The following is a 15,699-nucleotide window of genomic DNA, read 5'->3' as shown; positions in this document are numbered from 1 at the left end:
CCTGTGAACAAGCCCGATTTGACGTCACAAAAGTGCAGCCCCGCCTCTTGGCGCTAGCGCAGCGACTCGATTTCCTGACCTTCAGAGCTGGAAAATGAGAAGCTATCGATTTCTAACTCTTTCAAATCGTTAACGATCTCGCGTGCACTACGCGCAGAATCGTAAGGCCCCGCAAGCAAGCGGTTAGTCTGGCCCCAAGTGGCGACTAGAGGCCCCTTCCCCTCGAGCAAACCGCCCGCAGCGCGCGCAATACGCCGCCAATCAAACCGCAGTGCCGCCCGGTCGCGGCCGGTGGCCACTTGCACCCAGTGACGCGCGGGATGCACGGGTTCTGGAGGCACCGCCTCTTCCACTTCCTCAACTTCACGCGGTGGTTCTATAGAAGTGATATCGACCGCGCCCTCCGTCCGACCCGCCGTCTGAGGAGCGCTTGAACTGAAATCACCAAAAGCATCCGCGACGCTGGCGATCGGGGCTTCCTGCCCCTGCGTGGTACTCTCTTCAGAATTGACAGCGGCCTGAACAACAACAGCCTGCGCCCCATCATCGCCGGGCGCAGCAGCATCAATACGGTCCGGACGACGGCGCGGCTCGTCATTTGCCTGCGTCGGCGCAGCCACTTCGTTCGCCTGGGTTCCCAAGGGTTCGCCGCTCGGTGTCAGAGCATCATTGGCCTGAGCAGTGATCTCCGCCCCGCGCGCCGCATATTCAGCAATGCTGGGATCATCGCGGCCAATATTGGCCGCACGCGGAAACACGCCGAGATTTGCCGCCGCTGCTTGCTGCGCTTTGGTGAGGCGCGGCATATAGCGCAGATATGGCGCCATGCGCAGCGCCAGATCAGTGGGCATAAGCGCCTCGGCGATTTTCACCGCTTCATCGCCGTCACCCAATATCGCCAAACCAAATGCTCGGGCGCGAAAACCAGCGCGATCAGCCTTCTCCAACTGCGCGTAAAGCTCACGCTCGAAAGCAGGCCGATTGCCCGAAATCGCATGGCTTAATGCAAGGCGCCTGCGCAGTTCATCATCATCGCCGCGGTTCAAAGTCCGCTGATAAAGCTCACGCGCACGGGCATTTTCTCCCACCAGATCATAAGCGAGCCCGCGATCTGCCTCGATCTCCGCGGGATCAATGCCCGCTTCTTCAGCTTGCGCGAACAGATCAAGCGCTTCAACTGGTTGCCCCAATGCTAGCTGAGCCCGGGCAAGGCCATGCAGCACTTGCCGGTCTTGCGCGTCTACTTCGCGGGCGCGGGTGAAAAAGCCGATCGCCGCCGCATTATCATTAAGGTCAAGCGACGCATTGCCGGCGTTCAGCAACGCCTCAAGATTTCGCGGGCTGCGTGCCAGAACGCGCAGGGCGCGATTCAAATCGCCTGACGCAGCGGGCGGAAGCGGCTGAACGATTTCACGCGAAGCGGTTTGCGCCTGCGCAGGGGACAAACTGAAAGCGCCTAGACCTACGCATAAGCTTATAGCCGCTACGGCAAAATTGGCATTGATCGGGCGATGAGAAAGCATGGTCAGCATCTTATAACTGCGACGGACCACTTGCCCAGCACCATCTGTCGTCAGTTACCAGGCGAATGATTACGGCAGCTTGAGTCCATTACGGCTCTCTATTGCCAGTCGTTATTGATTGTTTTGGCGACCAAGGAAGCGTGGGATATTCAGCGCCGAGCCGCCCTCACCGCCATCGTCATCATCACCATCTTTGTCTTCGTCATCGGATCCAGAGCCGCGCGACAAGCGGGCCATGCGCTCAAACAGAGTGCTGCCTTGAACGCCGCCACCAGCGGCCGCGGCTCCAGCTGGTGCGCCTCCTGTGCCTTGCGGTTGAGCAGGGCTCGCTGCTGCTCCATCGCTCGCCGCCGAACCATCGCTTGACGTTGAACCATCCCCATCACCCGCAACCAGGTTGCGGCGACGGCCTGGGAACATGCCTCCCTCATCAGAAGCAGGTTCTGCAATGTCATCTGCACCGAGTTCTAGCTCGTCCTGCCCAACGTCTGCGCCATCGACATCATAGCTTACCTCAGGCTCTATCGAGCGAGACAGGTCGAGCGGCTCTTCACCGCCGGGAGCACCTGCATCCACACCGCCGGTCTCATCAACCTGCTCGAAGCGTTCGGTATGGTCGTCGCGCAGTCCTTCTAGCGGGTCGACAATGCCGTCCACATCATCGAGATCATCATCAGCGCCCTCATAGTCAGGGCCGTCCATTGCGCTCAGTCCCATGCTTGGCGCTACTTCTTCGACGTCGTCTTCAGCGTCGCTATCAGCTTCGAATGTGTCACCAGAATCGTCCGCTGCATCGCCAAATCCACCGTCCGCGTCGTCAGGCGTCTCGGCTGCCTCGCCATAAGTGATGTCTTCGTCCGACAATTCCATCGGCGGCAGATCGCTGGCCATACCAAACGGTGTCGAAACCGCAGCAACTGGTTCTTCTTCGACCTGCGTAGACATTCCTTCGTTCAGTTCGAATGGTTCACTATCACCCTCCGCCTCTTGCGGCATGGCAAGCGCTGGCCGCTTTGGCGGCTTGGAATCGGTCAGTGTAAAGGGCCGGGTTTGCGTCTGCGCAGGCGCAGCATTCTGATCAATACCGGTGGCAACAACAGACACTCTAATCTTACCTTCAAGGTCAGGGTTGAAGGCTGAACCCCAAATGATGTTAGCATCTTCATCCACCAGCTCGCGGATGTGATTGGCCGCCTCGTCGACCTCAAGCAGCTTCATATCCTCGCCGCCGAGAATGGAGATAATCACGCCCTTGGCGCCGGCCATGCTGACGCCGTCGAGCAGCGGGTTGGCGATTGCACGTTCGGCTGCTTCGAGCGCGCGGTTGTCGCCCTCGCCCTCGCCTGTACCCATCATCGCCTTGCCCATCTCGCTCATCACCGAGCGGACGTCGGCAAAATCGAGATTGATCAGCCCAGGCATAACCATCAGATCGGTAATCGAGCGCACGCCTTGCTGAAGCACCTCATCGGCCAGTTCAAACGCTTCCTTGAAAGTCGTCTCAGCCTTGGCGACGAGGAACAGGTTCTGGTTCGGAATGACGATCAGCGTATCAACATGCTTTTGCAGCTCTTCAATGCCAGCCTCAGCCGCCCGCATGCGCCGCGTACCTTCAAACAGGAACGGCTTGGTCACGACGCCAACAGTAAGCACGCCTTTCTTGCGCGCGGCCTCTGCAATTACCGGCGCAGCGCCTGTGCCTGTGCCGCCGCCCATACCAGCGGCGATAAAGCACATGTTCACGCCCTCAAGCGCGTGATCGATCTCATCTACAGTTTCTTCCGCCGCGGCCTTGCCAACTTCAGGCCGCGCACCTGCACCCAGCCCGCCAGTGATATCCGGCCCCAACTGAATGCGTTTTTCGGTCGAGGAATTTGACAGCGCCTGCGCGTCTGTGTTGGCGATAACGAAATCAACGCCCTCAATCTCTGCCGCCATCATATTCGCGATAGCATTGCCGCCCGCGCCGCCGACACCAATAACGGTGATCTTTGGCCGAAGCTCGTCAGTGGATGCGGGGCCGATATTGATACTCATGGTATTTCCCTCCGGGGAAAAAGAGATTAAATTACATTTGCGTGCCAGCTTGGCACAAACAGAATCTACGAGGCAGGCTTAAGTACAGTTTTTCCACAAAACCCTAACAAAACGCCGCCCTACACTCAAAAATACTCTCTGCCTGCTTGGAATATCCGATTCACGAGACCAAACCCGGAATAACGACGGGTCGGCTGATAGGTAGGACCAACCGAACGAATGTCGACCGGATCATCAGCCGCATAGAGGCATAGGCCCGCCAGCGTCGCAAATCCTGGAGTGGCATGCGGATCAGGTAGGCCTGCAAGTTTTGGCGGTTTACCCAAACGCACCGGCATAGAAAGAGCGCGTTGCATAAACTCTGCAATTCCGTGTAGCTCTGCGCCGCCGCCCGTTAAGATCAGTTGTCCGCCCTTCGCGCCCGCGAAGCCCATTTCCTTCAGCGCCTTGTTGATCTCATCTGTGAGCTGCGCAAGCCGCTGCGTCACCACCGCGACCAGCTCTGCGCGCGCAATACGGTTCTGCTCATCAGCGCCGCGCGCAAGCGGGCCATCGGCTATTTCGTCAGGGCCAAGAACCGCGATCATTTCTCGGTGATCACTCGGTGTCGAAATGGCAGAACCAGAGACGCATTTCAGCCGCTCGGCCTGATCCCGGCGAATGCCGAAGCTGGATGCCAACGCGTCAGTGATATCGTTGGAACCGGTGGGAATGGATTTCAAACCCAGCAACATTCCCCCTGCGTGCACAGACACATTGGTGACCTCCGCTCCGATCTCGACCAGCGCCACACCCAGATCGCGCTGCTCGGTGGTGAGGCAGGCATAAGCGCTCGCAAGCGGGGATGCGACCACGCCCTCCACATCGAGGTGCGCTGATTGCACGGCCTCGATCAAGTTTTTGACCGGCGCGCTTTCCGCCAATGTCACATGGATATCAACGCCCAGCGCCTCTGCATGAAGCCCTTTGGGATTGGCGATACCATGCGCCCCGTCGAGCGTATAATGCGCCGGCTGGGCATGCAGCACAGTGCGCCCATCAGGCTGAATATGGTCGCGCGCGGCAAACAGCAGGTGCTCAATGTCATCTTCTTCGATACGCCGCCCGCCAATCGCGGTTTCGACGCTGGCAATCTTGCTTGAAAGGCCTGCACCCGCGCAGCCGATCCAAACACTTGCAATGCTGGTGTTGGCCGTCGCCTCAGCTTTCTCGACTGCCTGCCTTATGGAGTGGCTCGCCGCCGCCATCTCAGTGATGTAGCCGCGCTTTACGCCCTCCGCCTTGCGGTGGGTGGAGCCAAGCACTTGCATTTGGCCATTCTCATCTTCCGCCATGATCATAGCCGAGACCCGGAATGAGCCGACATTAACAGCGCCGAAAGCGCGAACGATCCGTGGGCCAGCCATTAGTTGACCGAAGCCTGCGTCGCAGAGGTCTGGCGACCCAATTCAGTGATCTTGCACGGTCCATCCTCGCAGCGGAAATAGGCCTGCTCCGGCACCCGTAAATCAATCGCCACAGCTTTCCCCCCGAGCAATCGGTAATGCCCATCCATCCGCGCAAACGCGACCAGCGCGCTGGCCGAAGTCTGTTTTCCTTCAGGCAATGCAAGCTTCTGACCCGTCTTAAACGTCAGGTTCCAGCGACGATTTCCCACCCATTCAGCCTGAGTAATTTGGGGTTTCAGAGCTGGGGCAGCATCTAGCAAATGATCGAGCGCCTCGACCTGTTTGGCCGCGCCAGACCCTTCGATCAGCAGCTTGCCTTGCGCATTCACTTGCGAAATGGGCTCAAGCTCATTGCCAGCCGCATCAATCAGCATCAGCCGATTGGGTTTGCGCAGTACTGCGTGCTCATCGCGCTCAACAATGTTGATGATCAGCGTATCGGGCAGTTGGCGTGAAACACGCGCATCCTTAACCCAGCTCAGCTCAAGCATTTTTGCACGGAGCGCCTCCAGATCAACCAATGCCATGGGCCGGTCGCGTTCTGACAAGGCTCGCTCATAGACCTTGAGCTCGTTCATCCGCTCAACCCCATTTACCTTGACCCTGCGCACTTCGAAACCTGCGTCCGCCGCCGCATAGGCCATGCGGCTCTGCGCCATCGCAGGAAGGCCAGCGAGGCTTGCAATAAACCACGCCGCCGCGACCGCAGTCGCCAAAATCACGAACAGGAAGAACTTATGGAGCTGTTCATCGGTAAACGGCAGCATCGCCAGCACACGGTCAATAATTCCAATCGATTTGGTCTTGGCCGCACGCGCTTTCTGGCTGCGCCCTCGCGCAGCGGCTGAGCGGCGCACACCCTTGGCGCTGCGTTTGACTTTAGCCATGGCCGTCGTCCCCCTTGATGTGGTCGTTCAATGCGGCGGCGATTATCGCCTCGACCAGCTCGCCATATTCGAGCCCCGCATAGCGCGCTTGCTCCGGCACCAGGCTCAGCGGGGTCATACCCGGCTGTGTGTTCGTTTCGAGTACAAACAGACCAGCCTCGCCTTGCTCTTCGTCCCAGCGGAAATCAGTCCGGCTCGTGCCTTTGCAGCCCAGCACGCGGTGCGCTTTCAACGCGATTTCAAGACACAGCTTCTCGATATTCGCCGGGATTTTGGCCGGGCAGATATGCTCCGTCTTACCATCGGTGTATTTGTTTTCATAATCGTAGAAACCTGACTTTACGATTAGCTCCGTCACCGCCAAAGCACGCGGTCCGTCAGGCCTATCAATCACTGCCGTCGTCATCTCACGGCCTTTGATGAAGGGTTCTGCGAGCAGCTCGGAAAACTCCTGCCACGGGCCATTTGCATCGCGGGCAATGGGATTGCCGTAATTGCTCTCATCGGTGACGATCGCCACGCCGACGGACGAACCTTCGTTGACGGGTTTTAGCACATAGGGCCGTGGCAACGGATCACCATCATACAGCTCTTCACTCGCGACAATACGCCCGCCAGGCATCGGAATGCCATGCGGGACAAGCGCTTGTTTGGTCAGCTGCTTGTCAATCGCGATCACGCTCGTCGCGAGGCCGGAATGCGTATAAGGCACGCCCATCAGATCCAGCATGCCTTGCACGCTGCCATCCTCACCCGGCACACCGTGCAGGGCGTTGAACACCACATCGGGTGCAGCCTCAGAAATGCGCGCCGCGACATCGCGGTCCATATCAATCCGCGTGACGCGGTGGCCGCGCTGTTCCAGCGCATCCGCCACGCCGCCACCGGACATAAGCGAAACCTCTCGCTCATTCGCCCAGCCGCCCATCAAGACCGCGACGTGGAGTTTTGGTAGCGCGGTCATTTGCGCCCCACCCGCTGAATTTCCCATTCAAGCTCAACACCAGAATTTTCGCGCACGCGGCGGCGAACCTCTTCGCCCAGCGCCTCAATATCTCCGCTGGTCGCGTCGCCTGTGTTGATAAGGAAATTGGTGTGCTTCTCGCTCACTTGCGCGCCGCCCATGGTCAGCCCGCGACAACCCGCCGCATCAACCAATTGCCACGCCTTGTGGCCATCCGGGTTCTTGAAAGTCGATCCGCCAGTTTTGGTCCGCAACGGCTGCGATTCTTCGCGAGCCTTCGCAATCCGGTCCATCTCCGCGCCGATTGCGGCTGGGGTACCCGCCTCGCCCTGGAAACGCGCGGACACCACCACTGCGCCCTTGGACAGCTCGGAATGACGGTATGAATAAGCCAGCTCTTCAGCCGGAACAGTCGAGAGCTTCCCGCAAGGGAACATGATCTCGCAATCGATCAAGATGTCGGCCACCTCGCGGCCGTACGCCCCGCCATTCATGCGGACAAAACCGCCAACCGTGCCCGGGATACCGCGCAAAAATTCCAGACCTGCGATCCCTGCATCGCGCGCGGTAGAGCTAACTAAAATGCCGCTCGCGCCGCCGCCGCAGACTATCTCACAATCATCCCGCGGTTCGACTTTGGCAAAGGCTTTACCAAGCCGAATAACAACACCGGAAACGCCGCCATCACGCACGATCATATTTGAGCCGAGGCCCAGCGCCATTATGGGCAGTTTATGGTCAAGCTCGCTCAGAAAGCCGGCCAGATCGTCATGATCGGCAGGTTCAAACAGCCAGTCTGCTGTGCCGCCTGCCTTAAACCAGACGAGCTTTGCCAGCGGCGCATCTCGCCTCAACTTGCCGCGAACCTTAGGCATGGTGATCTGAGTCATGATGCCGCGCCCTTGGCCGCGATAGCGCCCGCCAAATCTGCCGCCCACCGGGTGATATCACCCGCGCCGAGGCATACCACATAGTCGCCCGGAGCCAGATCATCTGCCAGATCAGCAGCCAGCGCATGAAGGTCCGCCACTTCCGATGCATCACGGTGACCGCGCGACTTCAAGCCCGCAACGAGGGATGTCGAACTCACCCCCTCAATCGGGTCTTCGCCCGCCTCGTAGACTGGTGTCACCAGCACACGGTCCGCGTCGTTAAAGCAGTTCTGGAAGTCTTCCATCAGATCGCTGAGGCGCGAATATCGGTGCGGCTGCATGACCGCGATGACCCGGCCCTCGCCAGCGCTTGCGGCGACAGTTTCGCGGGCTGCGCTCAGCACAGCCTGAATTTCAACGGGGTGATGCGCATAATCGTCGATGATGGTCGCGTGGCCGCCCGCAACCGGCACTTCGCCAACCTTGGTAAAGCGACGGCGCACTCCGCCAAAGCTGCCAAAGCCGGTCTGGATCACATCGTCCGAGCAACCCATCTCAATCGCCACTGCAATTGCCGCGAGCGCGTTCTGGACATTGTGGCGCCCGGGCATCGGCAAATGGACATTTTCGATCCGGCGATCCTCGGCGTCGCGCTGGCGCACGATCACATCGAAGCGGTTGCCAGTATCATCGGGACGAATATTGACCCCGCAAATGTCCGCTTGAAGATTGAAACCGTAAGTGACCACGCGGCGATCGCGCACTTGGCCGATCACCGCTTGCACTTCAGGATGGTCGATGCACAGGATCGCCGCACCGTAAAATGGCACGTTCTGAATAAATTCCAGAAAGGCGCGCTTCACGCCGTCGAAATCACCGTAGTGGTCGAGATGCTCCGGGTCGATATTGGTGACCACGGCCAGCGTGCCATCGAGCCTGAGAAAGCTGCCATCACTCTCATCAGCTTCCACAACCATCCAGTCGCTATCGCCCAATCGCGCGTTCGAGCCATATTGTTCGATGATCCCGCCATTGATGACCGTCGGGTCGACATCGCCCGCATCAAGCAACGCAGCGACCATGCTGGTCGTAGTGGTTTTGCCATGTGTTCCGGCCACCGCGACGGTTGATTTAAGCCGCATAAGTTCGGCCAGCATTTCGGCGCGGCGCACCACCGGAATGCGCGCTTCCAAAGCAGCGGCAACTTCGGGGTTAGTCCGCCTAACCGCAGTGGATGTGACCACAACCGCAACGCCATCAACATTCTCCGCGACATGACCAATCGCAACGTCAATTCCGCGAGCCCGCAGCCTTTCAACGCTCGGCCCTGCCGCAAGATCAGAGCCTTGCACACGGTAGCCCAGATTGTGCATCACTTCGGCAATTCCAGACATGCCAATGCCCCCAATCCCGACAAAGTGGATTGTGCCGATATCGGTTGCGACGCCTTTCATGCCGCGCGATTCCGTGACGCCTGTGCTCGCGGGAAACGGCCTCTTGACGCGCCTTGCCCCCTAGGCACGCTTTGAACTTTCAGCCGTCCCTCGCCGCCGCCAACGCGAATGACATCCATCATATCCGCCCCGCCGAAACTCTCGACCAGATCAGCCAGATCCTTGACCGCATCAGGCCGGCCGCAATTCCACGCCGCATGGGCCGCGCGGGCCAAGCCATCAGGCCGATCTGCCAAAGCCTTGATCTGGCGTGAGATATCTTTCGAGAGCTTCTGCGCCATATCCGACTGTTCCACGCGTAGCCGGTTTGCTGCATCGCTATCGCCTTGAGGGGTCTTGGTTGTCGCTATCGGCTGACGGATCATGCGAGCGCCGCCCGCCTCCACCATTTCGCGCGTATTCGCAGCCTGGTGATCATCGGTCGCGATTGGCAGCGGAATGAGAATTGCTGGCCGTCCAACCGCCGTCAGCTCCGCAATGGTCGATGCCCCCGCGCGGCCAATGAACAAATGCGTGTCGGCAAGCCGGTGATGCATGTCCTCAAAATACGTGCCGAGTTCCGCGGGGATACCATGATTGCGATAGCGCTCGCGCACGGCATCGAGATCTGCTTTGCGGCATTGTTGCGTCACCTGCAGACGCTGTCGCAGCGCAGGCGGCAACATGGACAGGCCATCGGGCACCACATCGGACAGGATGCTCGCGCCCTGACTGCCGCCGGTTACGAGCACGCGGAAGAGGCCATCTTCGCCAAGTGGCGGGAAGTCTTCATCGCGCAGCGCGAGCACTGGCGCACGCACGGGGTTACCGACCAGCTCAACCTTGCTGGCGTGCTTGGGCTTCAAACGCTCAATATCGGGATAGGCAGTGGCAATCGCCTGAACCCGGCCAGCGAGGAGCCGGTTGACGCGGCCCAGAACGGCGTTTTGCTCATGCACAATGCTCGGGATTTTGGCCGAGGTTGATGCCGCGAGCGCAGGAAATGCAGGATAGCCGCCAAAGCCCACAACAGCGCTCGGCTGAAAACTGTCAAACAGCCGCAGGGCCATTTGCCGGCCCTGCCAAATCGCTTTCAGCCCGCCGAGCCATTTGAGCGGATTTTTGCCGCCAATCCGCCCAGCGGGCAGCACATGCGTCGTCAGAAAATCGGGGCGGCCAGGAATGGCCTCTCCGCGCTCGTCGGTTATCAGCGCGACATGGTGGCCGCGCTGGTCCAGCTCACTTGCAAGCGCAAAGGCAGGCAGCAAGTGCCCACCCGTACCCCCGGCCGCGAGCACATAGTGGCGGCTTGAACCGGTCATATCCGCGCACCCTTGATCCGCTTCGTCACGTCGCGCTGGTTGCCGCGCTCTTGCGAAAACCCAAGCAGATCGCGCACTCCGCGCGTCTCGCGCCGCAGGAACGGATTGCGCTTAGTAATCGCCAGCAGCAAGCCGACGGTCAGGCAAATCGCAATGGTGGACGACCCGCCATAACTAATCAGCGGCAGCGTCATGCCTTTTGACGGGAACAGCTGAAGGTTGACGAGAATATTGATGAACGCCTGCCCACCAAACAGTGCGGCGAGGCCAGAGCCCGCCAGCAACGCAAACAGATCTTCCTCATCAATCAGTTTCATCAATACCCTGCTTACAAACGCCAGATATGCGATCACTACCAGAGCGCAGGCGATCAGCCCAAATTCTTCACCGATCACGGAGAAAATGTAATCGGTATGCGCCTCGGGCAACGTCATCTTGCGAATGCCAAGGCCATAGCCGCTGCCCAGCCAGCCGCCCGCAAGCAGCGTGCGCTCTGCCAGATCGACTTGGTCAAAGGCCGTGCCGCCGCCCAGAAACGCATCAATCCGGTTGCGCGCATTGTCGTATAGAAAATACGTCGCGGTGAACGCGGCCAGTCCTGCACCCACCAAAATGGATAAGCGCTGAACCGGTACGCCGGAGAGCAGGATGAGAACGAACCATACGCCGATAAACAGAATTGTGCCGCCAAGGTTGGGCTGCATCATCAACAGGATCGCGACGATGCCCAGCGCAATCGCGGTCAGCGAGACGACCGGCAAATTTGGGTCGCGCAATCGCCATGAGAGGATCCACGCGACGAAAATCACAAAGCCAGGTTTGAGGAACTCCGAAGGCTGAAAGCGCATGCCAATCTCGAGCCAGCGCTGCGCTCCGTTGACCTCTGTGCCTACTATCGGAACGAGGAACAATGCTCCCGTCATGCCCACCGCGAGCACTAGCCCCAGCCTGCGCGCATTCTCGCGACTGAGGAAGGACACGCCAATCATCACTGCAACGCCGACCACCTGCCAGACCATGTGGCGATAGAAGAAATAGAGGTCGGGCAAAGTCTCACTTGCGGTCGAGAGGCGCCGCGCACTGGCGGTCGATCCAGCCGCAACTGCGACCGCGCCGAAGGCCATGATGATGAAGATGAGGCACAAAAGAGCGCGGTCCACTTCGCGCCACCAGATCTTGATTTGCGACCAGCGCGAAAGACTATGCCGCTGCTCCCGATTGGCCGCGCGCGGCACATAGGGGCGCGGGCCGAATGCGTAAGGCCCAAATGAGCTCGATTGCGTCCAGCGCTGCGAGGCGCGGCGCGTGCCGGGTAGGTCAGGCGCGCTCATACGGCCGCTCCTCCCGCAAGAGCTGCGACGGCCGCGCGGAAGGCATCGCCGCGTTCCTCAAAATCGCGAAACTGGTCAAAGCTCGCGCAGGCTGGCGAGAGGAGAACGGTGTCGCCAGGCTCAGCGGCCGCAGCGGCGCTGGTGACGGCCTTGTCGAGCGTGCCGCATTGGGTGGTTGGCACGCGGTCTTCGAGCAATGCTGCGAAATCCGGGCCAGATTTGCCGATGGTATACGCCGCTTTGACGTGGCTCAGCTCGGCTTCACATTCGCCGAGGCCGGGTTCTTTGGCTAGCCCGCCAAGGATCCAGTGGACGTTGTCAAACGCTGCAAGCCCAGGCGCAGACGCGGCGGTATTCGTCGCTTTGCTGTCATTGACGTAAGCGACGCCGCCGTACTCACCAACCCGCTCCATGCGATGCGGGAGGCCGGGGAAGGTACGGAGGGCGCTCAGTACGGTTTGGTCATCAACAGCGAGCCATTCAGCCACTGCAGTAGCACAGCCGACATTTTGGTGGCTGTGAGGTCCTCCTAGAGCCGGCCACTCTTCAGACCAAGGGTCGAAGGTATCCGCGTGAATTCGCCAAAAACTATGCTTTCTTTTACCGGCGCGACGACGCCAATCTTCTTCTTGTTGAGCAAGGCCGCCCAAAACCGCGACCCCATCCTTTGCTTGCTGAGCAAATAGTCTGAATTTTGCGGCCGCATATTTCTCAAAGTCGCCATCGTAGCGATCCAGATGATCGGGTGTGATATTGAGCAGCACCGCCACATCACAATCCAGCGAATACGTCAGATCAATCTGATAACTCGATAGCTCCAGCACATAGACCCCGCCTTCTGGCAGAGGGTCCTGTCCCATAATCGGCAGGCCAATATTGCCGCCCATTGTGGTCGGCAGGCCAGCGGTTTTCAAAATATGATGCGTCAGCGCGGTAGTGGTCGATTTGCCATTTGTGCCCGTGATTCCCACCACCTTATGCGGCGGGAGGAACTCGCGGGCCTGCGCGAACAGTTCGATATCGCCAATCACCGGCACATCGAAGCTATCAGCATACGGCTTGATCGGATGCGTATTGAGCGGCACGCCGGGTGACACGGCCACCCCCGCATAGCCAGTGAGGTCAGCCTCCAGCGGATCAGCGATAACCACGCCGTCACGCCCAGCAAACACCTCTCGCGCCTCGGGCCGATCATCCCACACTAAGAGCTCAGCTCCGCTCGCCAGTAATGCCTCAGCCGTTGCCGCACCCGAACGGGCGAGACCTAGCACACCGTAGCGTTTTCCAGCAAAGACAGGCGCGGTAATCATCTTAGCTTCAGCGTTGCTAGCCCCAGCATGGCGAGGATAATCGCAATGATCCAAAAACGGATCACGACCTTGCTCTCGCTCCAGCCCAATTGCTCAAAATGGTGGTGGATCGGCGCCATGCGGAAAATGCGTTTGCCGGTACGCTTGAACCAGAAGACCTGGATGATAACGCTCGCGGTCTCGACCACGAAAAGCCCGCCCACAATCAGCAGCACAATCTCGTGATGGCTCGCTACCGCAATCGCGCCCAGCGCGCCTCCCAAAGCGAGGCTGCCCGTGTCGCCCATAAATACCGCCGCTGGAGGTGCATTAAACCACAGGAAGGCGAGCCCTCCTCCCATGATTGCAGCACAGAATATCGCCAGCTCGCCTGCACCCGCAACGTGCGGAATGCCGAGATATTCGGAATAATCCACGCGGCCCACCAGATAGGCGATAATCGCGAAGGTGCCCGCCGCGATGATCACCGGCATAATCGCTAGACCGTCAAGCCCATCGGTGAGGTTTACCGCATTGCCGAAACCAACGATGATCGTTGCTGCGAACACGTAGTAAAACGGGCCCAGCGGGATCGACACATTGCTCAGGAACGGCACATAAAGATTAGTGCTAATCTGCCCAACAATAATCCATGCGGCGACGCCAGCGACTACAAATTCACCGGCCAGACGGACCTTTGCAGAAACGCCCGCATGGCTCGCCTTGGAAACCTTGTCATAGTCATCGAGAAAACCAATCAGGCCAAAGCCAGCGGTCACCGCCAGGCACGCCCAGACAAAGGGATTTCGTAGATCCATCCAAAGCAGCAGCGATAACGTGAGACTGAACAGGATCAGCAGGCCGCCCATGGTCGGCGTACCAACCTTCGCCTGATGGCTTTGCGGGCCATCTTCGCGGATCGGCTGTCCCTTGCCCTGCCGCACGCGCAGCATATTGATCATCTTTGGACCAATCACCATGCCGATCAGCAAAGCCGTCAGCAATGCAGCACCAGCCCGCGCCGACTGGTATCGGATCAGGTTGAAGATGCCTTCAAATTGGAGCCATTCGGCCAGCAGATAAAGCATGCGATAATGCGCCTAAGTGTCGGATAGCTGAGTGTATCGGGAAACCAGTTTGCCAAGACCGACCGAATTGGAGCCTTTCACAAGGATCGCATCGCCTGCAATCACGCCGTAATCGTCCAACAATTCCATCGCCTCCCCGGCGTTCATGCAATGCGCAAACCCGCCGTCAAAGCCAAGCGAACCGCCGGAGCCTTTCCCCAGCTCTCGCGCGAGACTGCCCATTTCCTCGCCAACGAGTATAACATAGTCGACCTTGGCCTGCGAAATCGGCTCAGCCAGTTGCTCATGGAATTGCGCGGTGAAATCACCCAGCTCTTTCATAGCGCCCAGCACTGCAATGCGGCGGCCCGCTGGCGTTGTGCCAAGCTGCGCCAACGTGGCCCGCATGCTAGCAGGATTGGCGTTATAGCTCTCGTCTATCATAAGCGCTTTGCCATCACCTGATGCAGCAATCTGGTGGCGCTCTCCGCGGCCTTTCAGCCCGCCCATTTCCGCAAGAGCGAGGCCTGCTGCGCCTAGGTCGCCCCCCGCTGCACGAACCGCCGCGATCACGCACAGCGCATTCATGATCCAATGTTCGCCCGGTTCGGCAACGGTAAAGCACATGCGTCCCCGCTGCGTCCCCTCACCATATTCGCAAGTCACCAGCGCGCCGGCATGTTCGCGCGGGATGGCGTCGAGCAAGCGGACGTCAGCATGCGCGGCCGCACCGAACGAGACGATGTTTGCGCCGGAGCTCTCAGCTGCCCCGCGGAGGCGCTCAAAATGCGGACTGTCAGCAGGGATCACGGCCGTACCGTTCTCGCTAAGCCCGGCGAATATCTCGGCCTTCGCATCCGCAATCGCTTCTTCAGAGCCGAGGTTCTCGATATGCGCAGGTGCAATGGTAGTGATGACCGCAACATTGGGGCGGACTTGGCGGGTTAGCGCGTCAATCTCACCCGCATGGTTCATGCCCATTTCGAATACACCATATTCGCTGCGAGCGGGACATCTCGCGAGCGAAAGCGGCACACCGACATGATTGTTGTAGCTGCGCACGGAGCGATGCGTGTTGCCTCTGCTTGATCGCTCAAGCGCGGCGAAAATCGCCTCTTTCACCCCAGTTTTGCCAACCGATCCGGTAACCCCGACGATGGTCGCATCGGTCCGCTTGCGCGCGGCTGCCGCCAAAGCCTCTAATGCAGCACCAGTGTCTTTGACCAGTACATGCGGATATGGGACAGCGCGGTCGACAATCGCGGCGGCTGCGCCCTTTACGAACGCCGCGTCGAGGAACCGGTGACCGTCCATCGCCTCGCCTTTGAGCGCCACAAACAGATCCCCGAAGCGCACATCGCGCGAATCCATTTCAACGCCGGATACAAGGAAGTCACCGCTAGCCTTGCCGCCGGTTGCAGAAGCGATTTCCTGCGCGCTCCAAAGCGCCAAAGGCACTGTGTCCTGCGCAAGAACTGGCCACTGCTTAAGTGCCTTATGCTGCATCGCTACTGCGCTCATACTAC

12 protein-coding genes are annotated in these 15,699 nt (G+C 59.4%); all 12 read right to left on the bottom strand.

Features of this window, described 5'->3' with window-relative positions; all coding sequences use genetic code 11:
* Nucleotides 1-53: 53 nt before the first annotated feature.
* A complete protein-coding gene (locus ACFCXQ_RS07610) occupies nt 54-1,445 on the bottom strand; it encodes a tetratricopeptide repeat protein (protein WP_379549365.1) in 1,392 nt (463 codons plus the stop codon).
* A 189-nt stretch (nt 1,446-1,634) separates the two neighbouring features.
* Nucleotides 1,635-3,560: a cell division protein FtsZ gene (gene ftsZ, locus ACFCXQ_RS07605; RefSeq protein WP_379549363.1), complete on the bottom strand. Its 1,926-nt coding sequence runs from the start codon at nt 3,558-3,560 to the stop codon at nt 1,635-1,637.
* Between the two features lie 125 nt (nt 3,561-3,685).
* Nucleotides 3,686-4,966, bottom strand: a complete 1,281-nt coding sequence (ftsA, locus tag ACFCXQ_RS07600; RefSeq protein ID WP_379549361.1) for a cell division protein FtsA — start codon at nt 4,964-4,966, stop codon at nt 3,686-3,688.
* On the bottom strand, nt 4,966-5,895 hold the full coding sequence (locus ACFCXQ_RS07595; RefSeq protein WP_379549359.1) for a cell division protein FtsQ/DivIB: 930 nt from the start codon (nt 5,893-5,895) through the stop codon (nt 4,966-4,968). The genes ftsA and ACFCXQ_RS07595 overlap by 1 nt, the downstream gene beginning before the upstream one ends.
* Complete coding sequence (locus tag ACFCXQ_RS07590) at nt 5,888-6,859, bottom strand: D-alanine--D-alanine ligase (RefSeq protein WP_379549357.1); 972 nt, start codon at nt 6,857-6,859, stop codon at nt 5,888-5,890. The genes ACFCXQ_RS07595 and ACFCXQ_RS07590 overlap by 8 nt, the downstream gene beginning before the upstream one ends.
* Nucleotides 6,856-7,749: a UDP-N-acetylmuramate dehydrogenase gene (murB, locus tag ACFCXQ_RS07585; RefSeq protein WP_379549355.1), complete on the bottom strand. Its 894-nt coding sequence runs from the start codon at nt 7,747-7,749 to the stop codon at nt 6,856-6,858. The genes ACFCXQ_RS07590 and murB overlap by 4 nt, the downstream gene beginning before the upstream one ends.
* Nucleotides 7,746-9,185 (bottom strand): UDP-N-acetylmuramate--L-alanine ligase, encoded by a 1,440-nt coding sequence (gene murC, locus ACFCXQ_RS07580; RefSeq protein ID WP_379549353.1) that lies wholly within the window; start codon nt 9,183-9,185, stop codon nt 7,746-7,748. Before murC ends, murB begins: the two co-directional genes overlap by 4 nt.
* On the bottom strand, nt 9,182-10,486 hold the full coding sequence (gene murG / locus ACFCXQ_RS07575) for an undecaprenyldiphospho-muramoylpentapeptide beta-N-acetylglucosaminyltransferase (protein WP_379549351.1): 1,305 nt from the start codon (nt 10,484-10,486) through the stop codon (nt 9,182-9,184). The genes murC and murG overlap by 4 nt, the downstream gene beginning before the upstream one ends.
* Nucleotides 10,483-11,817, bottom strand: coding sequence for an FtsW/RodA/SpoVE family cell cycle protein (locus ACFCXQ_RS07570; RefSeq protein ID WP_379549350.1), 1,335 nt, complete (start codon nt 11,815-11,817; stop codon nt 10,483-10,485). The genes murG and ACFCXQ_RS07570 overlap by 4 nt, the downstream gene beginning before the upstream one ends.
* Nucleotides 11,814-13,127 carry a UDP-N-acetylmuramoyl-L-alanine--D-glutamate ligase gene (gene murD / locus ACFCXQ_RS07565; RefSeq protein WP_379549348.1) on the bottom strand — a complete coding sequence of 438 codons (1,314 nt, stop codon included), beginning with the start codon at nt 13,125-13,127 and terminating at the stop codon, nt 11,814-11,816. The genes ACFCXQ_RS07570 and murD overlap by 4 nt, the downstream gene beginning before the upstream one ends.
* The gene (mraY, locus tag ACFCXQ_RS07560; protein WP_379549346.1) at nt 13,124-14,194 is read right to left on the bottom strand and encodes a phospho-N-acetylmuramoyl-pentapeptide-transferase; all 1,071 of its coding nucleotides are present in this window, start codon (nt 14,192-14,194) and stop codon (nt 13,124-13,126) included. Before mraY ends, murD begins: the two co-directional genes overlap by 4 nt.
* 12 nt (nt 14,195-14,206) lie before the next feature.
* Entirely contained in the window at nt 14,207-15,694 is a 1,488-nt protein-coding gene (locus ACFCXQ_RS07555) for a UDP-N-acetylmuramoyl-tripeptide--D-alanyl-D-alanine ligase (RefSeq protein WP_379549344.1), read from the bottom strand.
* Nucleotides 15,695-15,699 lie beyond the last annotated feature (5 nt).

Origin of the sequence: Qipengyuania rhodophyticola, assembly GCF_042493225.1 — a bacterium.
Lineage (GTDB): Bacteria > Pseudomonadota > Alphaproteobacteria > Sphingomonadales > Sphingomonadaceae > Erythrobacter.
Note: the sequence above shows the minus strand (reverse complement) of the source record. Positions and strands in the feature narration are given on the sequence as shown.

Coding starts and splice junctions, on each gene's coding strand:
- ftsZ (WP_379549363.1), bottom strand. CDS start 3,560: ATGAGTATCAATATCGGCCCCGCATCCACTGACGAGCTTCGGCCAAAG.
- ftsA (WP_379549361.1), bottom strand. CDS start 4,966: ATGGCTGGCCCACGGATCGTTCGCGCTTTCGGCGCTGTTAATGTCGGC.
- ACFCXQ_RS07595 (WP_379549359.1), bottom strand. CDS start 5,895: ATGGCTAAAGTCAAACGCAGCGCCAAGGGTGTGCGCCGCTCAGCCGCT.
- ACFCXQ_RS07590 (WP_379549357.1), bottom strand. CDS start 6,859: ATGACCGCGCTACCAAAACTCCACGTCGCGGTCTTGATGGGCGGCTGG.
- murB (WP_379549355.1), bottom strand. CDS start 7,749: ATGACTCAGATCACCATGCCTAAGGTTCGCGGCAAGTTGAGGCGAGAT.
- murC (WP_379549353.1), bottom strand. CDS start 9,185: ATGAAAGGCGTCGCAACCGATATCGGCACAATCCACTTTGTCGGGATT.
- murG (WP_379549351.1), bottom strand. CDS start 10,486: ATGACCGGTTCAAGCCGCCACTATGTGCTCGCGGCCGGGGGTACGGGT.
- ACFCXQ_RS07570 (WP_379549350.1), bottom strand. CDS start 11,817: ATGAGCGCGCCTGACCTACCCGGCACGCGCCGCGCCTCGCAGCGCTGG.
- murD (WP_379549348.1), bottom strand. CDS start 13,127: ATGATTACCGCGCCTGTCTTTGCTGGAAAACGCTACGGTGTGCTAGGT.
- mraY (WP_379549346.1), bottom strand. CDS start 14,194: ATGCTTTATCTGCTGGCCGAATGGCTCCAATTTGAAGGCATCTTCAAC.
- ACFCXQ_RS07555 (WP_379549344.1), bottom strand. CDS start 15,694: ATGAGCGCAGTAGCGATGCAGCATAAGGCACTTAAGCAGTGGCCAGTT.